This window comes from Mycolicibacterium fallax, from assembly GCF_010726955.1.
In the GTDB taxonomy this organism is placed as follows: Bacteria; Actinomycetota; Actinomycetes; order Mycobacteriales; family Mycobacteriaceae; genus Mycobacterium; species Mycobacterium fallax.
Genome location: NZ_AP022603.1, coordinates 994,352 through 1,017,777, shown reverse-complemented (window position 1 = coordinate 1,017,777; position 23,426 = coordinate 994,352). Strand labels below are relative to the sequence as shown.

General features: G+C 72.3%; 22 protein-coding genes. 14 read left to right on the top strand and 8 right to left on the bottom strand.

The genetic code is table 11. The features are described 5' to 3' along the window. Nucleotides 1-59: 59 nt before the first annotated feature. Together G6N10_RS20565 and G6N10_RS04835 are read right to left on the bottom strand one after the other, a co-directional pair. The gene (locus tag G6N10_RS20565) at nucleotides 60-2,042 is read right to left on the bottom strand and encodes a serine/threonine-protein kinase (protein ID WP_085094616.1); all 1,983 of its coding nucleotides are present in this window, start codon (nucleotides 2,040-2,042) and stop codon (nucleotides 60-62) included. A gap of 111 nt (nucleotides 2,043-2,153) precedes the next feature. Beyond that, nucleotides 2,154-2,525 (bottom strand): SpoIIAA family protein, encoded by a 372-nt coding sequence (locus G6N10_RS04835; RefSeq protein ID WP_085094619.1) that lies wholly within the window; start codon nucleotides 2,523-2,525, stop codon nucleotides 2,154-2,156. A gap of 121 nt (nucleotides 2,526-2,646) precedes the next feature. Between G6N10_RS04835 and G6N10_RS04830 the strand changes: the two genes are divergently transcribed. Genes G6N10_RS04830 through G6N10_RS04820 form a run of 3 tightly spaced genes read left to right on the top strand, consistent with a single transcriptional unit; the run spans nucleotide 2,647 to nucleotide 5,160 of the window. After that, a complete protein-coding gene (locus G6N10_RS04830; protein ID WP_085094622.1) occupies nucleotides 2,647-3,141 on the top strand; it encodes a MarR family winged helix-turn-helix transcriptional regulator in 495 nt (164 codons plus the stop codon). Between the two features lie 26 nt (nucleotides 3,142-3,167). Next, on the top strand, nucleotides 3,168-4,589 hold the full coding sequence (locus G6N10_RS04825) for a purine-cytosine permease family protein (protein WP_179962813.1): 1,422 nt from the start codon (nucleotides 3,168-3,170) through the stop codon (nucleotides 4,587-4,589). A gap of 7 nt (nucleotides 4,590-4,596) precedes the next feature. Next, nucleotides 4,597-5,160, top strand: a complete 564-nt coding sequence (locus tag G6N10_RS04820; RefSeq protein ID WP_085094628.1) for a hypothetical protein — start codon at nucleotides 4,597-4,599, stop codon at nucleotides 5,158-5,160. A 36-nt stretch (nucleotides 5,161-5,196) separates the two neighbouring features. On the opposite strand, the gene G6N10_RS04815 is transcribed toward G6N10_RS04820, so the two are convergent. Continuing rightward, nucleotides 5,197-5,832 carry a TetR/AcrR family transcriptional regulator gene (locus G6N10_RS04815; RefSeq protein ID WP_085094631.1) on the bottom strand — a complete coding sequence of 212 codons (636 nt, stop codon included), beginning with the start codon at nucleotides 5,830-5,832 and terminating at the stop codon, nucleotides 5,197-5,199. Between the two features lie 64 nt (nucleotides 5,833-5,896). Between G6N10_RS04815 and G6N10_RS04810 the strand changes: the two genes are divergently transcribed. The 7 genes from G6N10_RS04810 (at nucleotide 5,897) to G6N10_RS04780 (ending at nucleotide 13,679) form a co-directional block, all read left to right on the top strand. Then, nucleotides 5,897-6,463 carry a YceI family protein gene (locus tag G6N10_RS04810; RefSeq protein WP_234810500.1) on the top strand — a complete coding sequence of 189 codons (567 nt, stop codon included), beginning with the start codon at nucleotides 5,897-5,899 and terminating at the stop codon, nucleotides 6,461-6,463. Continuing rightward, entirely contained in the window at nucleotides 6,456-7,124 is a 669-nt protein-coding gene (gene deoC / locus G6N10_RS04805) for a deoxyribose-phosphate aldolase (RefSeq protein WP_085094635.1), read from the top strand. Before G6N10_RS04810 ends, deoC begins: the two co-directional genes overlap by 8 nt. Before the next feature lie 5 nt (nucleotides 7,125-7,129). Continuing rightward, nucleotides 7,130-8,794: a phospho-sugar mutase gene (locus tag G6N10_RS04800; protein WP_085094703.1), complete on the top strand. Its 1,665-nt coding sequence runs from the start codon at nucleotides 7,130-7,132 to the stop codon at nucleotides 8,792-8,794. Between the two features lie 61 nt (nucleotides 8,795-8,855). Further along, nucleotides 8,856-9,683, top strand: a complete 828-nt coding sequence (locus G6N10_RS04795) for a hypothetical protein (RefSeq protein ID WP_085094638.1) — start codon at nucleotides 8,856-8,858, stop codon at nucleotides 9,681-9,683. Then, the gene (gene menC, locus G6N10_RS04790) at nucleotides 9,680-10,789 is read left to right on the top strand and encodes an o-succinylbenzoate synthase (RefSeq protein ID WP_085094641.1); all 1,110 of its coding nucleotides are present in this window, start codon (nucleotides 9,680-9,682) and stop codon (nucleotides 10,787-10,789) included. The genes G6N10_RS04795 and menC overlap by 4 nt, the downstream gene beginning before the upstream one ends. A gap of 56 nt (nucleotides 10,790-10,845) precedes the next feature. Next, nucleotides 10,846-12,813 (top strand): flavin-containing monooxygenase, encoded by a 1,968-nt coding sequence (locus tag G6N10_RS04785; protein WP_085094644.1) that lies wholly within the window; start codon nucleotides 10,846-10,848, stop codon nucleotides 12,811-12,813. A gap of 89 nt (nucleotides 12,814-12,902) precedes the next feature. Beyond that, on the top strand, nucleotides 12,903-13,679 hold the full coding sequence (locus G6N10_RS04780) for an SDR family oxidoreductase (RefSeq protein WP_085094646.1): 777 nt from the start codon (nucleotides 12,903-12,905) through the stop codon (nucleotides 13,677-13,679). 10 nt (nucleotides 13,680-13,689) lie between these two features. Here G6N10_RS04780 and G6N10_RS04775 read toward each other — a convergent pair whose 3' ends face one another. From G6N10_RS04775 to G6N10_RS04760, 4 genes are read right to left on the bottom strand one after another with little or no spacing between them, the layout of a single operon-like run. Beyond that, nucleotides 13,690-14,616 (bottom strand): amidohydrolase family protein, encoded by a 927-nt coding sequence (locus G6N10_RS04775; RefSeq protein ID WP_085094648.1) that lies wholly within the window; start codon nucleotides 14,614-14,616, stop codon nucleotides 13,690-13,692. A 1-nt stretch (nucleotide 14,617) separates the two neighbouring features. Continuing rightward, nucleotides 14,618-16,843 carry a 6-phosphofructokinase gene (locus G6N10_RS04770; RefSeq protein WP_085094650.1) on the bottom strand — a complete coding sequence of 742 codons (2,226 nt, stop codon included), beginning with the start codon at nucleotides 16,841-16,843 and terminating at the stop codon, nucleotides 14,618-14,620. A 21-nt stretch (nucleotides 16,844-16,864) separates the two neighbouring features. Beyond that, nucleotides 16,865-17,254 carry a DoxX family protein gene (locus G6N10_RS04765; protein ID WP_085094652.1) on the bottom strand — a complete coding sequence of 130 codons (390 nt, stop codon included), beginning with the start codon at nucleotides 17,252-17,254 and terminating at the stop codon, nucleotides 16,865-16,867. A gap of 42 nt (nucleotides 17,255-17,296) precedes the next feature. Next, nucleotides 17,297-18,577: an acetyl-CoA hydrolase/transferase family protein gene (locus G6N10_RS04760; protein WP_085094654.1), complete on the bottom strand. Its 1,281-nt coding sequence runs from the start codon at nucleotides 18,575-18,577 to the stop codon at nucleotides 17,297-17,299. A gap of 155 nt (nucleotides 18,578-18,732) precedes the next feature. Between G6N10_RS04760 and G6N10_RS04755 the strand changes: the two genes are divergently transcribed. Together G6N10_RS04755 and G6N10_RS04750 are read left to right on the top strand one after the other, a co-directional pair. Next, on the top strand, nucleotides 18,733-19,335 hold the full coding sequence (locus tag G6N10_RS04755) for a helix-turn-helix domain-containing protein (protein WP_085094656.1): 603 nt from the start codon (nucleotides 18,733-18,735) through the stop codon (nucleotides 19,333-19,335). After that, nucleotides 19,328-20,242, top strand: a complete 915-nt coding sequence (locus G6N10_RS04750) for an EamA family transporter (RefSeq protein ID WP_234810501.1) — start codon at nucleotides 19,328-19,330, stop codon at nucleotides 20,240-20,242. Before G6N10_RS04755 ends, G6N10_RS04750 begins: the two co-directional genes overlap by 8 nt. A 19-nt stretch (nucleotides 20,243-20,261) precedes the next feature. On the opposite strand, the gene G6N10_RS04745 is transcribed toward G6N10_RS04750, so the two are convergent. Further along, complete coding sequence (locus tag G6N10_RS04745; RefSeq protein ID WP_085094658.1) at nucleotides 20,262-21,617, bottom strand: YhgE/Pip domain-containing protein; 1,356 nt, start codon at nucleotides 21,615-21,617, stop codon at nucleotides 20,262-20,264. Nucleotides 21,618-21,719: 102 nt separating this feature from the next. On the opposite strand from G6N10_RS04745, the gene G6N10_RS04740 reads away from it, so the two are divergent. Together G6N10_RS04740 and G6N10_RS04735 are read left to right on the top strand one after the other, a co-directional pair. Further along, nucleotides 21,720-22,310: a PadR family transcriptional regulator gene (locus G6N10_RS04740; protein WP_085094660.1), complete on the top strand. Its 591-nt coding sequence runs from the start codon at nucleotides 21,720-21,722 to the stop codon at nucleotides 22,308-22,310. A 32-nt stretch (nucleotides 22,311-22,342) separates the two neighbouring features. Then, complete coding sequence (locus G6N10_RS04735; protein ID WP_085094662.1) at nucleotides 22,343-23,356, top strand: TIGR03617 family F420-dependent LLM class oxidoreductase; 1,014 nt, start codon at nucleotides 22,343-22,345, stop codon at nucleotides 23,354-23,356. Nucleotides 23,357-23,426 lie beyond the last annotated feature (70 nt).

Here is a 23,426-nt window from a genome sequence, read left to right as displayed (position 1 = left end):
GGTGTTCGTGGTCAGCTTACGGCCGCGGCGGGAGCCCCCGTGGCGGCATTGTTGCCGAGCTATTTGAGTTGCTTGGCGAGCTGGGGGACCAGCGTGGTGTTCAGATACCGGGTCGCGGCGGGCCCGGCGGAGGTCAGCGCGGCGATGGTCTCCGGGTTGTCGACGATCACCACCTTGCCGCGTAGCGCGGTTATCGCCGACGGCAGACCCGCGAACCCGCCGCCCCGGGCACCGGGGTCGCTGCGCAGCACCAGGACCAGCTGGGCTTCGATGCCGTAGATGCCCGACTCCAGCAGCGGAACCTCGCTCTGGCCTGCGGCGGCGGTGTCGGCGCGCCCGGTGTCGATCCGGAACCCCAGGCCGCTGAGGTAGCCGGCGGCGGGGGAGGTCGGCAGCATTATGGACAGCCCGGACGGGGAGAAACTCAGCACGGCGGCCGAGGTGCCGTCGAAGCCCTGCTGCTGGCGCAGCTGGGCATTGTCGGCACCCAGTTCGCCGGCCAGGGTGGCGGCGGCCGGTTGTTCACCGAGCACCTGCGCGATCCAGTTCAGCTGGGTCTGCGGTGTCCAGGCCTTGTTCCCGGCGGGTGGACGGGGGATCGTCGGCGCCACCTTGGTCAGCGCGTCGTAGACCGCGCGGTCGGCCGCGGTGTCGATGATCAGGTCCGGTTTCAGCGCTGCCACCGCGGTCGGATCGGCCCGGCCCAGCACCGTGGGTGTCCCGGTGATCAACGGGGCCAGCCAACTCGGTGCCGTGCCGCCGGGGGCGACCAGCGCCACCGGCTGCACCCCGAGGGACAGCGCGGCGTCGGCATCGGCCAGGGTCAGCGCCGCCACCGCGTTCGGTCGGGCCAGGATCTGGGTGGTGCCGTAGGCGTGCGTGAAGGTCTGGGCCGGATAGGGCGGCTTGACCGGCGCCGACGCCGGCCACAGTGCGATCGCCGCGACGACGGCGGCCACCACCGCAAGCGCGGCACCCGCGGCGATCCACGGCTTCTTGGACTTCTTTTTCGGCGTGACGGCCGGACCCGGGTACGCGGCGGTGCTCGGGTAGGTCAGTGCGGGGCCACTGGCGCCGGGCGGACCGGAGTAGGCCGGGGCGAACGGCGGCGTCGGCGGGGCCGTCGTCGGCGTCGGTGCGGTGTAGGGGCCCGAGACCGGGCCGGAGAACTGCGCCGGCGGAGGAACCGGGGTCGGGTCCTCCAGGCCCAGCGCCTGCGCCGCCGCGGCGGCCAGCTCCCTGGCACTGCCGTAGCGCTGAGCCGGGTCCTTGGCCAGCGCGGTCGCGATCACCTCGTCGAGGGCCGGCGGCAGCCCGGGCATCACCTCGGTGACCCGCGGCGGCGGCGCGCTGACGTGCGCCATCATCACCGCCGAGGTGGTTCCGGCCGCACCGAACGGCGCCCGGCCGGTGAGCAGCCGGTACAGCGTGCACCCCAGCGAGTAGATGTCGGAGCGGTAGTCCACCGGGCGGCCTTGCAGCGATTCCGGCGACGCGTAGGCGACGGTCACCATCACCGAACCGGTGGCGGTCAACCGGGTCGCGTCGTCGAGGGCGCGGGCGATGCCGAAATCGGCCAGCAGCACCCGCTCCCGCGGTCCCGGTTCGCCGGTCAGCAGGAAGTTCGCCGGCTTGACGTCGCGGTGCAGCACGTTGCGGCTGTGCGCGTAGTCCAGTGCCTTGGCGACCTCGGCGATGATGTGCACGGCGCGTACCGGCGTCATCGCGCCGGCCTTCAGCGCGGCATCGGCGTCGGTGCCGTCGACGAACTGCATGGCGATCCACAGCTGCCCGTCCTCGCTCTGCCCCCGGGTGTACACCCGCACCACGTTGGGGTGATCGAGGGTGGCGGCAAGGTCGGCCTCGCGCAGGAACCGGGAGCGGAACTGGTCGTCGCGGGACAGTTCGGCCGACAGCACCTTCAGCGCGTCGCTACGGGGCAGGGTGGGGTGGCGGGCCAGGAACACCGAGCCCATTCCGCCGCTGCCGATCTGCCGCTCGATGGTGTATCCGGAGACCACGGAACCGGGTTGCAGGCTCATCGGGCCGCACCGGGGTATGACGAAGACACCGGGAAAGTCAAGCACACCTGCGCCGGCGCGACGCGCGCCAATCCGCCGCGCGTCGCGCTGCCGGCACCGGTTCGGCTGGGATCAGGCCGGGGTGCCGGTGACCCAGGCCCGGGCCTCGGCCACGTCGCCGCCCGGGAAATGCTTGACCTCGGCGGAGATGAAGTGCGCGGCGACGTGCTCGGCGACACCGGCGACCGGCGAGTCGGTGACCAGCGCCACCTTCTTGACGTGCCGGTGGTGGTCCCGGATGAACTTGATGTGGCTGATGAAGGTGCCGAAGCTGTCCCAGCCGGGGAAGGACCGGGCGTCGACGATGAAGCCGTTGAGCTGGCCGGCGGCCTCGATCTGCGGATCGGCCACCTCGGCGAGCTGGGCGAAGTCCTCCTTGTCGAACGGTCCCTCCGGGCGCACCAGAAGAATGGAGTTCGTCGCGTCCAGATCAATGTCGAGCATCGCTGCCTGCCTCTCGGAAGTCCTCGGTGTGGGCTGCGTGCAGCCGGTTTCGAGTATGCCCCGCGGCACCGGCGGGTCGCCGATTACATAGGGCCCTAATTGTTGGGCTACTGTCATTTGGGTGGCAGCACGCGATCAGCTTGCGGTGGACCCGCTGGCCCTTGAGCAGCAGGTCTGCTTCGCCCTGGCGGTCACCAACCGGGCGGTGCTGGCGGTGTACCGGCCGATCCTGGAGCCGCTGGGACTGACCCATCCCCAGTATCTGGTGCTGCTGGTGCTCTGGGACGAGCACAACGATCCCGCCGCGACCGGCGCGATGTCGGTCAAGCAGATCGCCGCCAAGCTGCAGCTGGACTCGGCGACCCTGTCCCCGATGCTCAAGCGGCTGGCCGCGATGGGGCTGCTCAGCCGCACCCGCAGCGCCGCCGACGAGCGGGCCACCGACGTCACCCTCACCGCCGCGGGCATCGCCCTGCGGGAGCGGGCCAAGTCGATCCCCGGCACCGTCGTCGAACGTCTCGGGGTGGAATTGTCCGAGCTGGAGCAGTTGCGCGAGGTGCTGACCCGGATCAACGCCGCGGCCCTGGCCGCGGGCACACTCGGCGCGCCGCGGTAGCCGGGCCGGCGCCGTGCCACCATACGGTGGTGAGCAAACGCGCAGCCTGGACCGCCGAGGCGTTCTCCGGTAACCGGCCGAGGGCCGCGGGCGACCTGTCGGTGGAAAGCCACGGCATCGCCCCGATCCCGCCGGGCCAGCGCTACGGCAGCCCAGCCCGGCTGTTCACCGTGTGGTTCGCCCCGCAGGTCACCATGACCGGCGTCTTCACCGGCACGCTGGCCATCGCGCTGGGCCTGGGGTTCTGGCTGGGGCTGCTGGCGATGACGATCGGCACCGTGATCGGCTCGGTCGCGGTGGCGTACCTGTGCACCTGGGGCCCGCGCACCGGCACCGCGCAACTGCCGAACTCCCGGATGGCGTTCGGGTCGGCGGTGGTGCTGCCCGCGGCGCTGCAGTGGCTGTCCTCGATCGCCTGGGACGGCCTGGTCGGACTGTTCGGCGGGCAGGCGCTGGCCCTGCTGCTGGACATTCCGTTCTGGCTGGCGGTGCTGATCGTGCTGGGCTGCCAGGGCGTCATCGGTTTCTTCGGCTACGAGGTGATCCACCGGGTGCAGGCCGTGCTCACCGTGCTGCTGTTCGTCATGTTCGTCACGCTGGCGGTGAAACTCGTTGCCGGACAGCCGATCGTCACCGCGCCGACCGCGCACGGCGCGGACCTGGCCGGCGCGTTCGTGCTCGAGGTGACGATCGCGCTGAGCCTGGCGATCTCCTGGGCCAGCTATGGCGCGGACTTCAGCCGCTACCTGCCGGTGTCGGCCTCGCCGTGGCGGGTGTTCGGGTTCAGCTTCGCCGGCATCGTCAGCGCCTACCTGTTCGTTCAGGGCATCGGCATCGCCGGCGCCGAGGTGCTGTCCGACCAGACCGCCGAGGGCGTCTGGTCGGTGATGGGCGGCGGGGTGCTGGGGGTGCTGGCGCTGCTGGCCATCGCGGCGGCGGCGATCGGATCCAGCGCGATGAACGACTACAGCGGCTCGCTGGCGCTGCAGACCGTCGGGGTGCGGGTGCGCCGGCCGGCCTCGGCCCTGGTGGTCACCGCGCTGGCGTTCATCCTGATCATGTGGCTCAACGCCAGCGACACCGCGACCCGCTTCACCGACGTGCTGCTGCTGGTCGACTACTGGGTGCCCGGCTTCGTGGCGATCGTGGTGATCGACTGGGCGGCCCGGATCCGCGGCCGGCGCAGCCTGGACCCGGCGCGGGAACACACCGACCGCCGGGACGCGCTGGCCGCCGTCGTCGCGTTTGTGCTGGCCTACCTGGCGGCCATCCCCTTCATGAACACCACCCTGGTGCGCGGCCCGGTCGCGGTCGCCTGGCACGGTGCCGACGTGGCGTACTTTGTCATCTTCGTGGTCGCGGCCGTGCTCTACGGCGGCTGGCGGATCCTCGGCCCGACGCGCCGCCGGCGATTGTCGCCCTGCGCGGCGGACGAAATGAGAGGGTAGGACGATTATGGACGGCTTTGAGTACATCACCTACGAGGACTGGGGCCGAAGGTTTTTCGAGGTCGCGGTGACCGAGGAACGGGTCGCCTCGGCGTTCGGGGCGATCGCCGGTGACCAGTTCGAGATGGGCCCGATGGGCCAGGGACCGGGCCGCATCGCCCGGGTCACCGCGAAGGTGAAGATCCGTGAGCCGCAGGCCATCCGCAGTCTCGGCGAGATCATCAGCTTCGCCATCCGCATCCCGCTGGACATTCAGCTGATCGTCGACCTGCGGCTGGAGAAGTACCGCTTCACCGTCGACGGCGAGGTCGCGCTGCGGGCCGTCGCCCGCGGCGGCGAGGGACTGCTGCTCATCCTCGACGTCGCCAAGCCCCGGCCGTCGGACATCAGCGTGCATGTGTCCTCGAAGTCGATTCGCGGCGAGGTGGTGCGGATCATCGGTGGCGTCGACGCGGAGATCCGCCGCTTCATCGCCGCCCACGTGTCCGACCAGATCGACGCCCCGGAAGCCAAGAAGGCGCAGGTGATTCACGTCGCCGAGATGATCGACGAGGCCTGGACCGGGATCTGAGGGGCCGCAGGTGGCCCCGGGTCTGACCGCGGCGGGCTAATCCCCGGCCGCGGCGATCTGCAGCATGCCGGTGTAGACGTCGGTCAGCCGGGCGGTCAGCAGGTCCAGGGTCTCGGCGGTGCCGAACCCGACCTGTGCGGCGCGCAGATCACCCCAGGCGTACTGGACGATCCCGGACCACAGTGCCGCCAGCAGCCGGACCTGCCGGTCGGCGGCGTCGACGCCGAGCCGCTCGGCCAGCCCCACCGAGGTCCGGGTCAGATAGTGGGCCAGGGTCTGGGCGCGCAGTCGCGGCACCTCGTTGATGGTCTGGAATATCAGCAGCAACCGGGCGATCTCGATACCGGCGGCCCCCGATCGGGCCAGCTCAAGGGCGCGGATGTGGGCGTCGAACAGCGCCCGCAGCGGCGGGACGACGGCGGGCACCCGGGCGAATTCGACGTCGATGGTGGTGCTGAACTCCTCGGCCAGTGCCAGCAGCAGCCGATCCTTGCTGGGGAAGTGGTTGGCCACGGTGCGCGGTGACACATCGACCACGCCGGCGATCTGTTCCACCGTGACGTTGTCGTAGCCGTGGTCGGCGACGAGCTTGACGGCCGCGTCGATCAGCTTGGCCCGGGTGCGCAGCCGTTTGGACAGCCGCGACTGCGTGTGCGGCAATCCGGTATCCATAGCCAGGCAATGCTAGTTCATCGCGGCGCCGTGGTGTGGGGTCCGTCGTGGTTACAGTGAAGCGGTGAGCAGCGAATCGGCGAGTAGCAAAACCTGGACGTTCGGGCCGGCAGACGGCGATCTGACGTTGCACACCGGGGTCACCGGCCGGGCATCGAAAATGGGCCACCGACTGACCCTCGGCATGACCGAATGGCAGCTGGCGGTGGACTGGAGCGACGACGTCCCGACCGGCGTGACGCTGTCCACGGAGCTGGCGTCCCTGCAGGTCCGCAAGGGCGAGGGCGGCCTGACCCCGCTGTCCGGGCCGGAGAAGGCGGTGGTGAAGTCCAACGCGCTCAAGGTCTTTGACGCCAAGAAGTTCCCGCGCGCGGAGTTCCGCAGCACCGACGTCACCGTCACCGACGACGGGTTCCGGCTGGCCGGCACCCTGTCGCTGCACGGCACCGAGCACCCCGTCACCGTCGAGGTCGCCACCGCCGGCGAGGCCGGTGCGCAGCGGCTGACCGGCCGGGCCGAGGTCCGGCACAGCGACTTCGGCCTCAAACCCTTCTCGATGGCGATGGGCAGCCTCAAGGTCGCCGACCCGGTGGCCGTGGAATGCACCGTGACCCGGGGGCGCAATGACTGACCCGGCCCGGTCCCGGGCCGCGGTCGCCGGCCTGGTCGATCACACCCTGCTCAAGCCGGAGGCGACCCCGGCCGAGGTCGCGGCCCTGATCGCCGAGGCCGACGCGCTGGGCGTGCACGCGGTCTGCGTGTCGCCGAGCCTGCTGCCGGTGCAGGCACCGCCGGGCCTGGCGATCGCCGCGGTCTGCGGTTTTCCCTCCGGCGCCCACCAGCCCGCGATCAAGGCCGCCGAGGCCGCCGACGCCGTCGCCCGCGGCGCCGGGGAGATCGACCTGGTGATCAACCTGGCCAACGCCCTCACCTCGGACTTCGACGCGGTGCGCGCCGAGATCGCCGCGGTGCGGGCCGCCTGCCCGGCGCCGGTGCTGCTGAAGGTCATCATCGAATCCGCGGCGCTGTCGGACGCCCAGATCGTCGGCTGCTGCCGGGCCGCCGAGGCCGCCGGGGCCGATTTCGTCAAGACCTCCACCGGTTTCCACCCGGCCGGCGGCGCCGACCTGCACGCGGTGCGGCTGATGGCCGACACCGTCGGCGGGCGTCTGGGGATCAAGGCATCCGGCGGCATCCGCAGTGCCGAGGCCGCGCTGGCGATGATCGACGCCGGGGCGACCCGGCTGGGGCTGTCGGCCTCCGAGGCAGTGCTGGCCGGCCTGCCGCAGTGACCGACCTGGTGGCGCGGGCCCGGCGCTGGCGCGACCACGACCCCGACCCGGTCACCCGCGCCGAGCTCGACGCCCTGATCACCGCCGCGGCCGCCGACCCGAGGGCCCGGGCGGAGCTGGCGGACCGATTCGCCGGACCGCTGCAGTTCGGCACCGCCGGGCTGCGCGGACCGGTCGGGGCGGGGGAGTCCCGGATGAACGTCGCCGTGGTCACCCGGGCCACCGCGGGCCTGGCGCACTATCTGCGCGACGTCGTCGGGCCGGACGCCCGGGTGGTGCTGGGCTGCGACGCCCGCCGCGGCTCCAGCGCATTCGCCGAGGCCGCCGCGGGCGTGCTGGCCGGGGCGGGCCTGGGCGTGCTGGCGCTGCCCCAGCGGTTGCCGACACCGGTCACCGCCTACGCGATCCGGGCCACCGGCGCCGACGCCGCGGTGATGATCACCGCCTCGCACAACCCGGCCGCCGACAACGGCTACAAGGTGTATCTGGGCGGCCGGGCCACCGATGTCGACGGAGCCGGGGTGCAGATCGTGCCGCCGGCCGACGCCGAGATCGCCGCGCGGATCGCCGCCGCGCCGGCCGCCGACCGGATCCGGCGGGCCGCCGCCGGGATCACCGCGGCCGATCCGGCGCTGCTGGAGGACTACCTGGACCGGGTCGCCGGGTATCGCGACGCGCGCACCCCGGCCCGGGTGCGAGTGGTGCTGACCGCCCTGCACGGCGTCGGGGGCGCCGTCGCCGTGCGGGCGCTGCACCGGGCCGGGATCCCCGACGTGCACCCGGTCGTCGAACAGTTCGACCCGGACCCCGACTTCCCCAGCGTGCCGTTCCCGAACCCGGAGGAGCCCGGGGCGCTGGACCTGGCGGTCCGGCAGGCCGAGCGGATCGGCGCGGACGTGGTGATCGCGCTGGACCCCGACGCCGACCGGTGCTCGGCGGCGGTGCCCAGCGCGGCCGGCTGGCGGCAGCTGACCGGCGACGAGATCGGTGCGCTGCTGGGCCAGCAGGCGGCCGCCGATGACCGCCGCGACGGCGACACCCTGGCGGCCTCGGTGGTGTCCAGCCGGCTGCTCGGCCGGATCGCCGCGGCGCACGGTTTGCGCTCGGCGGTGACGCTGACCGGGTTCAAGTGGATCGCCCGGGTGCCGGGCCTGCGGTTCGGCTACGAGGAGGCGATCGGCTACTGCACCGACCCGGCCGCGGTGCGCGACAAGGACGGCATCGGGGCGATGATCCGGCTGGTGACCCTGGTCGACGAGCTGGCCGCCGGCGGCCGCACCGTGCTCGACCTGCTCGACGAGCTGGCCCGCCGGCACGGGCTGCACGCCACCGCGGCCCGAAACTTCCGGGTGTCCGACGTCGCCGACATCGCCGCGACGATGGCGCTGCTGCGCGCCCGCGGCATCGCCACGCTGGCCGGCTCGCCGGTGACCGCGACCCGGGATCTGGCCGACGGCGGCCCGCTGCCGCCGACCGATGCGCTGATCTACCTGACCGCGGCGGGTGATCGGCTGATCGTGCGGCCCTCGGGCACCGAGCCCAAGCTCAAGTGCTACCTGGAGGCGGTGCTGCCCTGTTCGGGGCGGGTGCCGCACGCGGCCGCCGCGGACCGGCTGGCCGAGATCGGGGACGAGGTCACCGCGCTGCTGGGCCTGGGCGGTGCAGGTTAGCCCGCATTTTCGAGCACCGTTGCGGGGTGGCGGGGCGCCGCGGTCGGGTTAACTGTTGGCCATGGTTGCCCCGCCCGGCCGTGCACCGACCCCGCTGCCCACCGTCGCGCAGGCCTGCGCGCGCGCCGGGGTGACGGTGCGGGAGGTGCACAGCGGCGCCGAATGCGTCGCCGGGGCCGCGCTGCTGGCCGACATCTGGGGCACCGCGGCCGAGGCCGCCCCGCTGCAGAGCGACGTGCTGCTGAGCCTCGGGCACGCCGGGGGTGCGGTGCTCGGGGCGTTCGCCGGCGACGAGCTGATCGGCCTGACCGTCGGCATCGCCGGGCGCCCCGGCAGCCCGGAGCTGTACTCGCTGATCGCCGGGGTGGCCGCCGCGGCGGCCGGGCGCGGGGTCGGGGTGGCGCTCAAGCTGGCGCAACGCGATTGGGCGCTGGCGCACGGGGCGACCCGGATGCGCTGGACCTACGACCCGCTGATCCGGCGCAACGCGCACTTCAACCTCAACCGGCTCGGCGCGCACATCGTGGAGTTCGTGCCCGACTTCTATCCGCCGATGACCGACGCGGTCAACGCGGGGGATCTGACCGACCGGCTCATCGCGGTGTGGGACTTCGTCGATCCCCGGCCGCCGGTGTCGGTGCCGGCCGGCGCCGAGACGGTGCTGGCCGCCGGCGACGACGAGGAGCCGGTCCTCACCCCGGGCGGCCCGGGGCCGTGGCTGATCGAGACCCCGACGGACATCGAGGCGCTCCGGCGGGCCGACCCGACCCGGGCGCACCGCTGGCGGTTGGCGCTGCGGGAGGTGCTGCACCGTGCCGAGCGGCTGGACTACCGGGTGCTCGGATTCACCGGGGACGGTGCGTATCTCGCCGGACGGGGCGATCGATGACCGGCGCCCGGATCGAGTTGCGCCGGGTCACGCTGCCGCTGGTCCGGCCGTTCCGCACCTCCCGAGCGCTGGAGACCGCCCGGGAACTGCTGGTGCTGCGGCTGCGGGCGGACGGGGTCGACGGCTGGGCCGAATGCGCGGCCGACCCGTACCCGGCGTTCTACGGCGAGACCCTGGACGGGGCCCGCAGCGTCATCGAGACGGTGCTGGCACCGCTGCTCGCCGGCGCCGACGGGCCGCTGTCGGCGGCGCGGGTGCACGGCCTCTTCCGCGAGGTACCGGGCAATGTGCTGGCCCGGGCGGTGGTCGAGTCGGCGGTGCTCGACGCCGAGTTGCGCAGGCACGGCATGGCGATGGTGGACTATCTCGGCGGCGAGCGGACCCGGATCCCGGTCGGTGTCTCGGTCGGCATCCCCGACAACATGACCGAGCTGATCGACTGGGTCGCCGACTATCTCGGGCAGGGCTACCAGCGGGTCAAGCTCAAGATCGCCCCCGGCTGGGACCTGGCACCGCTGGCCGCGGTACGCCGCGAGTTCGGCGACGACCTGGCCCTGCAGGTCGACGCCAACCAGGCCTACCGGACCAGCGACCTGACCACGCTGCGCCGCCTCGACGCGTTCAACCTGGTGCTGCTGGAGCAACCGTTCCCGGCGGCGGACCTGCTGGCGCACGCCAACCTGGCCCGCCAGGTCGCCACCCCAATCTGCCTCGATGAGTCCATCTCCGGCCTGCACGACGCGGCGGCCGCGCTCGCGCTGGGGGCGTGCAGCGTCGTCAACATCAAACCGGCCCGGGTCGGCGGCTATCTGGAGGCCCGCGCCATCCACGACCTGTGCCTGGCCCAGGGCGTGCCGGTGTTCTGCGGCGGGGTGCTGGAGTCGGGCATCGGCCGGGCCGCCAACCTGGCGCTGGCGGCGCTGCCGAACTTCACCCTGCCCGGCGACATCTCGGCCACCCGGCGGTACTTCGACCGGGACCTGACCCAGTTCTTCGAGTTGCGTGACGGCGCCGTCGAGGTGCCGGCCGGCCCGGGCAGCGGCGCGGTCGTCGACCTGGACACCCTGGCGGAGCTGACCACCGAGATCAGCATCGTGCAGATCTGAGGCGCAGATCTCCGGAATCGGGGTGAACAGATTTCCTGATCTGTACAGTACGGGGCATGCCGCAGCCTCACCCGGTCCTGGAAGTCTCGTCGGCCGCGGACATCGCCCGGTTGCTCGGGTTGCCCTTCGATGATTCCGACGCGGTCATCGAGGCGGCGATCGCCCAGGCCAGCGTCCCGGCGCTGCTGATGTCGATGGTCCACATGACCGGCGACCTGGGCCTGCTCGACGAGCTGCCGACTCCGGTGCTGCTGATCCCGATGGACCTCGACGGCGCGATGTCCGAACCGGACAAGCAGGTCGTGCGGGACGCCGCGCTGAAGGTCGCGCTGGACTACCGGGACCGGGGCTGCCCGCCGCCGTGGCTGCCCGACCGCGCCGCGCTGCGCCGGATGCTCGACGTGCTGACCGTCGGCGCCGTCGCCGAGGAATACACCGACTACGTCGCCGCCGACCTGCGGCTGACCGACGCCGACCAGGACGGGCCGGCGCTGACCTCCACTGCCGCTCAGCGCGCCGACTTCCCGGTGGTGGTGATCGGCGGCGGCGAGGCCGGCATCGTGGCCGGGATCCGGCTCAAGCGGGCCGGCATCCCGTTCGTCATCGTCGACCGGCAGAGCGGCCTCGGCGGCACCTGGGCCGCCAACCGCTACCCGGGCTGCCGGGTCGACATCACCAACCAGTACTACACCTACTCCTTCGAGCCGACCGACCACTGGACGCATCACTACGCCGAACAGTCGGAGATCCTGGCCTACCTCAACGACGTCGCCGACCGCTACGGCCTGCGCGAGCACCTGCGGCTGGAGACCGAGGTCACCACCGCGACCTGGGACGAGGACAGCGCCAGCTGGGCGGTGGAAACCATTGGCGCGCAGGGGAACCGGACGGTGCTGGCGGCGCGGGCGGTGATCTGCGCGGTCGGGCAGTTCGGCAATCCGATCATCCCGGACATCCCCGGCGCCGCCGATTTCGCCGGCCCGAGCTTCCACACCGCAGACTGGCCCGACGAGATCGACCTGACCGGCAAGCGGATCGCCGTCATCGGCGCGGGCGCCAGCGGTTTCCAGCTGGTACCCGCGATCGCCGAGCGCGCCGGGCACGTTGAGGTCTACCAGCGCACCCCGCAGTGGTTCGCGCCGAACATCAACTACCACCAGCCGATCGGCGACGGAGCCCGCTGGGCGACCCGGCACCTGCCGTTCTACGGCCGCTGGCTGCGGCTGCTGTCCTGGTGGCCGCTGGCCGACGGCGGCGCCGAGACCGCTCGGCAGGATCCGGACTGGGATGACGGCGGACTGTCCTGCGGGCCGGCCAACCGGGCGTTCCGGGATCTGCTGGTGGCCTGGATTCAGGCCTTCACCAGCGACGAGGAACTGCTGGCCAAGGTGGTCCCGCAGTACCCGCCGATGGGCAAGCGGCTGCTGCAGGACGACGGCACCTGGCTGCGCACCCTGGCCCGCGACGACGTCACGCTGATCACCGACCCCATCGCCGAGATCGACGCCACCGGGGTCCGCACGGCCGACGGCGTGCACCGCGCCGCCGACGTGCTGATCTGGGCGACCGGATTCGACGTCAACCACCAACTCGGGCCGATCACCGTGCGCGGGCGGGGCGGCCGCGATCTCGCCGAGGCGTGGGGGGATTCGCCGTACGCCTACCTGGGGGTGACGGTGCCGGAGTTTCCGAACCTGTTCTGCATGTACGGCCCCGGCACCAATGCGGTCAACGGCGCCAGCATCATCTACAACTCCGAATGCCAGGCCCGCTACGCGCTGGGCTGCATCGACATGCTGCTGGCCTCCGGCGCGCGGGCACTGACCCCGCGCGCCGACGTGTGCGCGGACTACACCCGCACCAACCAGGAGTTGCTGCGCACCCAGGTCTACACCCACCCGAAGATCGTCAACAGTTACTTCCGCAACTCCACCGGTGAGGTGCCGACGCTCTACGGCGGCCGGCTCTCGGACTACTGGGCCCGCACCAGCCGGCCCGACCCGGCCGACTACGACTTCGGGTGATCCCCGGAGCCGAAGAATTCCGGGCCCGAGGAACTTCAGACCCACAGACCCGCCCAAACCCCCAAACCCATTCCCACCCAGGAGGATTCATGACCCAACGACTGGCCGGCAAGGTCGCGCTGATCAGCGGCGGCGCCCGCGGCATGGGCGCCTCGCACGCCGCCGCGATGGTCGCCCAGGGCGCCTCGGTGATGCTCGCCGATCTGCTCGACGACGAGGGCGCGGCGGTGGCCGCCGAACTCGGCGACGCCGCGCGCTACGTGCACCTGGACGTCACCGATGCCGACGGCTGGGCCGCGGCGGTGGCGGCCACCGTGGCGGCCTTCGGCCGGCTGGACGTGCTGGTCAACAACGCCGGGATCATCAATGTCGGCACCGTCGAGGGCTACGACCTGGGCGACTGGCAGCGGATCATCGACATCAACCTGACCGGGGTGTTCCTCGGGATGCGCGCCTCGGTGCCCGCGCTGCGCGACGCCGGCGGCGGCTCGATCGTCAACATCTCCTCGATCGAGGGCCTGGCCGGCACCGCGATGACGCACGGCTACACCGCGGCCAAGTTCGGGGTGCGCGGCATCACCAAATCCGCCGCACTTGAGCTGGGCCAGTGGGGGATCCGGGTGAACTCGGTGCACCCGGGGCTGATCCGGACCCCGATGATCGTCGGGGTGCCCGAGGACATCTTCCAGACCGCGCTGGGTCGGGCCGCCGATCCGATCGAGGTGTCCAACCTGGTGGTGTACCTGGCCAGCGACGAATCGTCGTACTCCACCGGCGCGGAGTTCGTCGTCGACGGCGGTACCGTTGCGGGCCTGGCGCACAAGGACTTCTCCACCCTGCAGGCCGACGACTGGCAGGCCCAGTAGCCGCCGGCGGTCAGGCCCGGGCGCCGCGCGGCGGCCCGAACAGCCGGGCGCCGTTGCCGTAGAGCACCCCGGCCGCCCAGTCGTCGCCGAGATCCAGGTCGATGATCGAGCGGACCGCGTCGAGGTAGCGATACGGGATGTTGGGGAAGTCGCTGCCGAACACGATCCGCTCACCCAATGCGCGCAGCCGGGTCCGCTCGGTCACCGGGAACGGGTGCATCGCCTCGACGTACCCGGTGAACGCCATGGTGGTGTCCAGGTGCACGTTTGGGTGCCGTTCGGCCAGGTCGAGGAACTCCCGGTACTCCGGCATGCCCAGGTGTGCGATCACGGCGACCAGCTCGGGGTGCCGGTCCAGCACCTCGGCGATCGGCGCTATGCCGGTGTACGGACCGGGCTCGGGCCCGGAACCGGCGTGGATGATCACCGGGGTGCCGGCCGCCTCCAGCGCCGACCACACCGGCTCCAGCAGTGGGTCGCGCGGATCGTAGGCGCCGACCTGGATGTGCGATTTGAAGATCTGTGCCCCGTCGGCCAGCGCGGCCGGAACATACTGCGCGGCCGAGGGTTCGGGATAGAAGGTGGCGGTCCGCAGGCAGTCCAGGGTGCGGTCGGCGAACTCCGCGGCCCAGCCGTTGAGCCACGCCGCCATCTCCGGCTTGTGCGGGTAGACCAGCGAGCTGAAGGTCTGCACCCCGAAGCCGCGCAGCGCGGCCAGCCGGACATCCTCCTGGTGGCGGTAGGTGATCGGCCACGGCGCGGCGCGCTCGCCGACCCGGTCGAAGTAGTGCCACACCTTGCGCAGCACCGAATCCGGCATGAAATGGGTGTGCACGTCGATGATTCCGGGGATGCCGAGCCCGTCGATCAGCGCGCGCACCTCGCCGGCCTCGGCCGCTGTGTCGTGATCCTCGAGTGCGCCGGTCTGGACGCACATCTCAGCTGCCCATGATTCGGGCGAGTTGACGACGGGCCAGCCAGCGCTGCTCGCGGGGGCGCCGGGTGCGGGGGTCGATGAGCACCGGGTAGCTGGTCAGATCGGTGAATTGCATTCTGCCGGACTGGAACCCGAGCATCGCGCTGGCCTTTGAGCCGGTCTCCAGCTGCTCGGCCAGGTACCAGATGCAGTGCGCGGTCAGGCTGGTGGCGTGCACCCGGTCGAAGGGCGACGGGTCGCCGCCCTCCTGGATGTGGCCGAGCACGGCCCGCCGGGCGTCGAACAGGTCGCCGCCCTCCTTCTGGAACAGCGAGGTGATGAACTCGGTGGTGTACACCGGGTCGGCGCCCTCGCCGCGGATGATCAGCCCCAGCCGCTTGCCGGAGCGGAAGTTCTCCTCCAGCGCGTGCACGTCGGCGGTCAACTGGTCGAGGGTGACGCCGTCCTCGGGCAGGTAGATGCGTTCGGCGCCGGCCGAGATGCCGGACAGCAGCGCCAGATAACCGCAGCGCTGGCCCATCACCTCGACGACGAACACCCGGCGGGTGGCGACCGCGGACTGCTGGATCTTGTCGACGTCGGCGATGATGTTGTTCAGCGCGGTGTCCGCGCCGATGCTCAACTCGGTGCCGGGCACCCCGTTGCTGATCGTCATCGGCATGCAGACGATCGGGATGTCCAGCTCACGAAACCGGTCGCGATTGCTGTGCAGCACGTAGGCGGACTCATAGCCGGACCACCCGCCGGCCATCAGCAGCGCGTCGACGCGGTGCGCGGCCAGCTGCTCGGCGATCGAGGCGAGGTCCTCCTCGCCGGGCACGAATCGGTTGGTGCCCAGCTCGGCGCCGCCGTCGGACACCCACCCGCTGACGTCCATCCAGCTCATCTCGTGAATGTCGCCGCGCCGCAGGCCGCGGAACCCGCCGCGCACGGCCAGCACCTCGTAGCCGCGGTCCAGCCCCAGCCGCACCGCGGCGCGGACCGCGGCGTTCATCCCCGGCGCCGGGCCGCCACCGTGCACGACCGCGATCCGGTTGCGCCGCCGGTTCTCCACCGGGCGCCGCGGCGCGGCCTGCTGCACGGTCCGCAGGATGTTGTGGGACCGCAGGAAGCTGCCGCCGCGCAACCGCATCGCCCCGTCGAAATCGCGCTCGGCGATCCGGTCGGCGACCGCCCGGGTGCGTTGCACGCATTCCATCAGCGGGGAGGCCACCACCCGGTTCTCCTTCAGCCCGATCAGCTGGGCCGGGGTGCCGGGCGCGCTGTCCAGCAGGTGCTCGACGGCGGCGCTGCCGAGCAGGGTGGCCAGGTAGCGGTCGAAGGCGCTGGGTGCCCCGCCGCGCTGGACGTGGCCCAGGATGGTGATCCGGGCGTCCTCGCCGAGCTCGGATTCCAGCAGATCGCGGACCTCGGTGGAGGTGATCGGGTTGCCGTCGACGTCGCGGGCGCCCTCGGCGACCACGACGATGCTCTGTCGCCGGCCGATCTCCCGGCCGGCCCGCAGGTCCCGGCACATCTGCTCGCGCCAGTCCGCGGCCGGTGGCTGCTCGGGCAGCAGCACCCAGTTCGCGGCCGTCGCGATGGAGGACATCAGGGCCAGGTAGCCGCACTGCCGGCCCATCACCTCCACGACGAAGGTGCGCTGGTGGCTGGAGGCGGTGCTGCGCAGCGCGTCCAGCGCCTCGACGATGCGGTGCAGGGCGGTGTCGGCGCCGATGGTCATGTCGGTGCCGGACATGTCGTTGTCGATCGACCCGACCAGCCCGACCAGCCGCAGTTCGGGATGCGCGGCGGCCGCCTCGGGGGACAGCTCGCCGGCCTCCACCAGTTCGGCCAGCAGCTCCGGCCACTCCCGGCGAAAGACGTCGCAGCCGGTCAGGGTGCCGTCGCCGCCGATGGCCACCAGCGCGTCGATGCCGCGGTCGACCATGTTGCGGGCCGCGGCGCGGCGGCCCTCCCGGGTGCGGAACTCCTTGCACCGGGCGGTGCCGATCACCGTGCCGCCGCGGTGCAGGATGCCGCCGGTGTCCGCGGGTGTCATCGGCCGGATCAGGTCCCCGCCGTACACCAGGCCCTTGAGCCCCTCGTGGATCGCGCACGCCGGCACCCCGTGGTGGGCGGCGGTCCGCACCACGGCCCGCACCGCCGCGTTCATGCCGGGCGCATCGCCGCCGCTGGTGAGCACACCGATGCTGGTCGGTCGCGACGGGGCAGCAGCCTCAGACATGCCGTCGAACTTACCGGGCGCTCAACGCCGCAGCACGGCGATCGAGCCGGGGCCGGTGAAGACCAGCAGAAACAGTGCGAAGCAGTACAGCACCGCGGGTTCACCGCCGTTGCGCAGCGGCCAGAAGTCGGCGGGCGCATGCGCGGTGAAATAGGCCACCGCCATGGTGCCCGAGCCCAGGAAGGCCGCCGCCCGGGTGAACAGCCCCAGGGTCAGCAGAACACCGGCCGCGACCTCGATGACACCGGCCCACCACGCCGAGCCGGCGGCCAGCGGCAGCGCCGGGCCACCGGGGTAGCCGAACAGCTTGGAGCTGCCGTGGGCCAGGAAGCCGAGCCCGACGATGATGCGGAAGACGCTCAGCACCACCGGTGCGAAGTTGTCCAGGCGGGCGGTGAGGGAATCGGACATGGCGGGCAGGCTACCGCGACCGGGCCTGCCGCGCCGCCGCGGTCAGTGCAGAATTCCGGACTTGCGGGCCTCGAACCGCAGCTCGTCGCGGTGATCGGGGTGCGCGATGGCGATCAGCCGCTTGGCGCGTTCGTGCAGGCTGGCGCCGCGCAGTTCGGCCACCCCGTACTCGGTGACCACGTTGTCGACGGTGTTCTTCAGCGTGGTGACCACGCTGCCCGGGGTGAGCGTCGCGCGGATCCGGCCGATCCCCTTGCTGGTGGTGGAGTGCAGCACCAAGAAGGCCTTGCCGTTCTCGGAATACATTGCGCCGCGGGCGAAGTCGGCCTGGCCGCCGGAGGACGACCAGTACCGGCCGGCGATCGTCTCGCTGGCCGCCTGGCCCATCAGATCGACCTCGGTGGTGGCGTTGATCGACACGAAGTTCGGCTCTCCGGCGATGACCCGGGGATCGTTGGTCCAGTCCACCGCCGACATGCTGACCGCCGGGTTGCGGTGCAGCCAGCGCATCAGCTCGGGGGAGCCGATGGCGAACGTCGCGACGTGCTTGTTGCGGTGGTGGCGCTTGCGGGTACCGGTTGCCGCGCCGGACTCCACCAGCTGCATCAGGCCGTCGGCCATCACCTCGGTGTGGATGCCGAGTTCGCGGTGGCCGTGCAGGGCGCCCAGCAGTGCGTCGGGCACCGAGCCGATGCCGACCTGGATGCAGGAGCCGTCGGCGACCCGCTCGGCGACCAGGTCCGCGATCGCCCGGTCGGTGGCGGAGGGTTCGCGCTGCCGGTGCTCCGGGAACCCGGCGTCGGTCTTGGTCCAGCCGACCAGCTGGCTGTGGTGAATCAGGTTGCTGCCGTAGGTGAACGGGACCTCGGGGCTGACCTCGAGGAAGAACGGCACGTTGCCGATGAAGGTGGCGGTGTAGTCGGAGTTGGTGCCGAGGCTGAAGTAGCCGTGCTCGTCGGGTCCGGCGGCGCGGGCCAGCACCAGGTCCGGCTTGACCCGGCGCAGGATCAGCGGCATTTCGGAGAAGTGGTTGGGCACCAGGTCGCAGGTGCCGTCCCAGTACGCCTGGCGTGATCCCGGTCCCAGGTAGTAGCAGACGTGCCGCAACCGGTCGCCGAACTCGCCGCGGATGTAGCGGTGCGACTGCAGCGGATCCATTTGGTGGATGCGCACCCCGGTGAATCGCTCGCAGTTGTCTTCCAGGGTCTTGATCAGGGTGGGCGGCTCGCCGAGGGCCAGCGGCACCACGAGTTGGCTGCCGTCGCCGACGAAGTTCAGCACGTCCTCGGGACGTCCGGGCGGCAGCAGCGAGCGGTCGGTCATCACGGATCTCCTGGTGGCCGGGGCGAGGTGCCGGGGCGAGATGCTCGGCGGTCCTGCCCCCGAGTCCGCACCACTGTGGCACATCCGGGCCGCGGCGCCACGGCACCGGGAAAACCCCGCCTTTTGCTGCCCCGTTAGGGCGCTATCGTGCATCTGTGGATGGGGATGCGGCCCGGCTCGCCGACGCGATCGGCGCCCGGGTCAAGCAGCGGCGCCGGGCCCGGGGCTGGACGCTGGATCAGTTGGCCGCCGCCGCCGGGCTGAGCCGGCGGATGATCGTCAGCGTCGAAGCGGGGGCGGTCAATCCCAGCGTGGGCACCTTGCTGCGGCTGGCCGACGCGCTGGGGACCGGGCTGCCCAGGCTGGTCGCCCCGCCCGACCCCAAACCGATCCGGGTCACCCGGGCCGCCGACGCCGCGGTGCGGTGGACCGGTCCGGCCGGCGGGCGCGGGGTGCTGGTCGCCGGCACCGCATCGCCGGGTCCGGTCGGACTGTGGGACTGGACGCTGGGGCCCGGCGAGACGCACACCCGCGCGGCGCACCCCGAGGGCACCCGGGAACTGCTGCACGTGCTGGCCGGCGCGCTGACCGTGGAGGTCGACGGCCGGCCCACCGCGCTGGGCCCCGGCGACGCCATCGCGTTCCCCGGCGACGTCGAGCACCGCTACACCAATCCGCATGCCAGCCCCGCGCGGTTCGCCCTGGCGGTAATCGAACCCGGCACTGCGCCGCCGCGGCCGGACGCCTCCGATGAGTGAAGCCGACCCCGGTGACGCGGCCGGGCCGAGCCGGCGCGGCGTCCCGCCGTGGGCCCTGGCGGTGGCGGCGATGCTGTCGGTGCAGCTCGGCTCGGCGCTGTCGGTCGGCCTGATCGCGCAGATCGGCTCGGCGGGCACGGCCTGGCTGCGGCTGACCGCGGGCGCACTGATCTTCCTGCTGCTGGCCCGCCCGCCGCTGCGGGAGATCCGCCGCCCGGATCTGCCGGCCCTGCTGGCGCTGGGCGTGGTCAGCGGCCTGATGAGCGTGGTGTTCCTGGCCGCGATCGACCGGATTCCGCTGGGCACCGCGGTGGCGATCGAGTTCCTCGGGCCGCTGACCGTCGCGGCGGTGCGCAGCCACTCCCGGGCCGGGCTGGCCTGGCCGGTGCTGGCGATGTGCGGGGTGGTGCTGCTGACCGAGCCGTGGCTCGGTGACATCGATCCGGCGGGCATCGGGTTCGCCGCCGCCGGCGCCGTCGGGTGGGGCAGCTACCTGCTGCTGACTCAGCGGGTGGGGGACCGGTTCTCCGGCATCACGGGCCTGACCCTGACCATTCCGATCGCCGCGGCCACCGCCGCCGTGGTCGGGGTGCCGCAGGCCGCCGGGCAGCTGGACCTGCCGATCGTGCTCACCGCGGTCGGGCTGGCGCTGCTGCTGCCGGTCATCCCGTTCGCCCTGGAGATGGCGGCGCTGCGGCGCATGACGCACACCGCGTTCGGCACCCTGGCCGCGCTGGAACCGGCGATCGGGACGTTCATCGGCCTAATCGTGCTGCACCAGCGACCGTCCTGGCCGCAGGCGCTCGGCGTGCTGCTGGTGGTCGGCGCCGGGGCGGCCGCCCAGCGCGGCGGTCGGCGCCGTGATGCCGATCCGGTGGCCACCGGCTCCGGCGCCGAACCCTGGTAGCTCCGGTGCCGCGGCAGGCTCAGGCCGCGACCCGGCCGCCGGCCCGGTGCTTGGCGGCCGAGCCGGCCCGGGCCGGATTCATCTCGGGATGGCGCGCCGAGGCGGCCATCCGGTCGAACGCCCGGACCGTGACCAGCCCGATCAGCACCGACGCCGCGGCCAGTCCGCCGACCGCCCACCACGCCCCGGTCAGCCCCGATCCCGGGGCGGAGTCGAAGTAGAGCAGCGAACGCAGGCCCGCGACGACGGGCCGCATCGGCTCGACGCGGGCGACCGTCCGGTAGAAGCCGGGGACCGCCTCCAGCGGGATGGTGCCGGCCGACGACGGCATGGCCAGCGCGACGAAGAAGAACATGTTGATCAGCGGTCCCAGGGCCCCGAAGCAGGCGAACACCGTCAGCGCGCCGACGCCGACCGCGGCGACGGTCGAGGTGGCGAACAGCCACAGCGCCAGCGGCCGGTCGATCGGCATGCCGAGCACCGGGCCGGCGACCAGCTGCGCCAGCGCCGCGGCGATCGGCGCCGCCACCACGATGATCAGCCACTTGCTGACCAGGCTCTGCAGCCGGGTGAGGTGCAGGTAGGGCCGCCGGCGCACGATCGGCCCGATCTCGGTCGGCAGGAATCCGCTGGAGGCGTCGATCAGCGGGTGGATCGCCGAGGCGCCGACCAGGCCCAGCAGCACCAGCACGACGGCGTAGTAGAACGCGCTGGTACCCATCCCGGTGTTGGCCGGCAGCGGCTCCAGCGGGGCGCTGACCACGGTGAACGGCGCAGCCAGCGCCGAGAGCGCGGCCGTCGTCGACCCCGGCGGCGCGGCTTCGAGCAACCGGTGGCCGAGCTCCGAGCCCACCCGGGTCAGCACCGGCGACAGCTGACCGCCGATCAGCCCGGCGACCATCGCCCCGGTGGCGGGGTTGGTGTCCAGGTGCACGACGGGATGCACGGGTGCGCCGGGCTCGGCGCTGCGCAGCGCCGCCAGCTGGGCGTCGAAGTCGGCCGGGATGCGCACCGCGCCGTAGAGGCTGCCGTTGCCGAGCAGTCGGGCCTCCTCCTCGGGATCGACGCGCTGCAACGCGATGGCGTGCGCGTCGACGCCGGCGGCGATCTGGTCGGCCAGCGCCGCGGCCGGGCTGCCGCCGGGAACCGGCACCGTCTGCGGTTCGACGACCAGGCCGACCGGCAGGTTGCGGACGTTGCCGGGCGGGTTGATGGTGCCGCCGAGGTAGACGGCGGGCACCGTGAGCGCGACCCCGAGCACGACCAGGATCGGCAGCAGCCAGGTGCCCGGATGCGTGACGAAATCCCGCAGCACGCGCAGCCGGGCGCGGTGCTCGCCGGGCGCGGCGCCCGCGGTCGTGGTCGGTTGGCCCATCCCCAGCCTCCATAGTCAATTTGTTGAGTAATTAGGAACGCTAGAACGTCGGGGGTAACTAGTCAAAAAATTGATTAAGGTGAGGGCTGTTATCCTGCGCACATGGCGCTGCGTGATGCGATCTTGGCGGCACTGCTGGACGGTGAGGCCTCCGGCTACGACCTGACCAAGGCCTTCGACAGCTCGGTGGCCAACTTCTGGATGGCCACCCCGCAGCAGCTCTACCGCGAGCTCGACCGGATGGCCGCGGCCGGCCTCATCACCGCCCGGTTGGTCGAACAAGACCGCCGCCCCAACAAGCACCTGTACTCGCTGACCGCGGCCGGCCGAGCGCAGCTGGCCGGCTTTACCGCCGCCGCGCCCAAGCCCGGGGCGATCCGCGAGGACCTGATGGTGGCGATCCAGGCGGTGGACGGCGGCGACGCCGACGCCGTCGCGGCGGCCGTCGCCGCCCGGTTGCAGCTGTCGGAGACCAAGCTGGCCAATTACCAGCGGCGCCGTCGCGACCTGCTCGACGGCCGTGACGAGGACACCTTCCTCGCCGAGGCGCCGCGAGTGGGCCCGTACCTGAACCTGCTGCGCGGGGTGTCGTTCGAGCGGGAGAACATCGCCTGGTTCCGGCGGGTGCTGACGGTGCTCGATCGGCGCGCCGGGCAGCCAGTCCCCGGGGAGACCGGCGCCGCGCTGCTGTAATGGACCCAAGTCCCCGGCGAAAGAGGTGCCCGATGAAGGTCCATCTGCAGGTTGACGGGGCACCGGAGGCCGTCGCCGGCCACGCCCGGGCGATCCAGGCGTGCGGCGCCGACGGGCTGTTCACCTTCGAGGGGCAGCACGACGTTTTCCTGCCGCTGGTGGTCGCCGCGGGGCAGGGGTCGCTGGAGCTGATGACCAACGTCGCGATCGCCGGCCCGCGCAGCCCGCTGCACCTGGCGCACAGTGCCTGGGACCTGCAGGTGTACAGCGGCGGGCGGTTCCGGCTGGGCCTGGGCTCGCAGATCCGTCCGCACATCGAGAAGCGCTACGGCGCCAGCTGGGGCAGGCCCGCGGCCCGGATGGCCGAGACCGTCCGGGCGATCAAGGCGATCTTCGCCGCCTGGGAGGGGCACGCCCGGCTGGACTTCCGCGGCGACTACTTCACCCACACCCTGATGCCGCCGAACTTCAATCCCGGCCCCAACCCGTTCGGTCCGCCGCCGGTGCTGATGGGCGCGCTGGGTCCGGTGATGACCCGCACCGCCGCGGAGGTCGCCGACGGGCTGCTGGTGATGCCGTTCAACAGCGACCGGCATTTCGCCCAACGCACCGTGCCGGCGATGGCCGCCGGCCTGCAGCGCTCTGGTCGCGGGCTGGCCGAGTTCTCGGTGATCGCGCAGGTGATGGTGGCGATGGGCGACACCCCCGACGAGCAGGCCGCCGCCACCGCGGCGGTGTCCGGGCTGATCGCTTTCTACGGATCCACCCCGGCCTACCTGCCGGTGCTGCAGGAGGAGGGCTGGGCCGATCTGCAGCCCGAGCTCAACCGGCTGTCCAAGACCGGCGACGTCGCGGCCATGCGGGCGCTGATCGAGCCGGCGATGGTCGACCGGATCGGGGTCGCCGGCACCCCGGCCGAATGCGCCGCCGAGATTGTCCGCCGCTTCGGCGGCTACGCCACCGAGGTGTGCTGCTACTTTCCCGGCTACCGTCCGACCGCCGCACAGCTCACCGCCCTGACCACCGCCCTGCACGAGGCGCGCTGAGCCGTGCCGGACCTGCGGGAAACCGTCGCCGACGGCGGCGGCCGTCCTGGCCCGCCGCTCACCCCGGTGG

Bases quoted from the DNA above. Each gene is read 5' to 3' on its own strand.
- G6N10_RS20565 (WP_085094616.1), bottom strand. From the start codon at position 2,042: ATGAGCCTGCAACCCGGTTCCGTGGTCTCCGGATACACCATCGAGCGG.
- G6N10_RS04835 (WP_085094619.1), bottom strand. From the start codon at position 2,525: ATGCTCGACATTGATCTGGACGCGACGAACTCCATTCTTCTGGTGCGC.
- G6N10_RS04820 (WP_085094628.1), top strand. From the start codon at position 4,597: ATGGACGGCTTTGAGTACATCACCTACGAGGACTGGGGCCGAAGGTTT.
- G6N10_RS04815 (WP_085094631.1), bottom strand. From the start codon at position 5,832: ATGGATACCGGATTGCCGCACACGCAGTCGCGGCTGTCCAAACGGCTG.
- deoC (WP_085094635.1), top strand. From the start codon at position 6,456: ATGACTGACCCGGCCCGGTCCCGGGCCGCGGTCGCCGGCCTGGTCGAT.
- G6N10_RS04795 (WP_085094638.1), top strand. From the start codon at position 8,856: ATGGTTGCCCCGCCCGGCCGTGCACCGACCCCGCTGCCCACCGTCGCG.
- menC (WP_085094641.1), top strand. From the start codon at position 9,680: ATGACCGGCGCCCGGATCGAGTTGCGCCGGGTCACGCTGCCGCTGGTC.
- G6N10_RS04785 (WP_085094644.1), top strand. From the start codon at position 10,846: ATGCCGCAGCCTCACCCGGTCCTGGAAGTCTCGTCGGCCGCGGACATC.
- G6N10_RS04780 (WP_085094646.1), top strand. From the start codon at position 12,903: ATGACCCAACGACTGGCCGGCAAGGTCGCGCTGATCAGCGGCGGCGCC.
- G6N10_RS04775 (WP_085094648.1), bottom strand. From the start codon at position 14,616: ATGTGCGTCCAGACCGGCGCACTCGAGGATCACGACACAGCGGCCGAG.
- G6N10_RS04770 (WP_085094650.1), bottom strand. From the start codon at position 16,843: ATGTCTGAGGCTGCTGCCCCGTCGCGACCGACCAGCATCGGTGTGCTC.
- G6N10_RS04765 (WP_085094652.1), bottom strand. From the start codon at position 17,254: ATGTCCGATTCCCTCACCGCCCGCCTGGACAACTTCGCACCGGTGGTG.
- G6N10_RS04760 (WP_085094654.1), bottom strand. From the start codon at position 18,577: ATGACCGACCGCTCGCTGCTGCCGCCCGGACGTCCCGAGGACGTGCTG.
- G6N10_RS04750 (WP_234810501.1), top strand. From the start codon at position 19,328: ATGAGTGAAGCCGACCCCGGTGACGCGGCCGGGCCGAGCCGGCGCGGC.
- G6N10_RS04745 (WP_085094658.1), bottom strand. From the start codon at position 21,617: ATGGGCCAACCGACCACGACCGCGGGCGCCGCGCCCGGCGAGCACCGC.
- G6N10_RS04740 (WP_085094660.1), top strand. From the start codon at position 21,720: ATGGCGCTGCGTGATGCGATCTTGGCGGCACTGCTGGACGGTGAGGCC.
- G6N10_RS04735 (WP_085094662.1), top strand. From the start codon at position 22,343: ATGAAGGTCCATCTGCAGGTTGACGGGGCACCGGAGGCCGTCGCCGGC.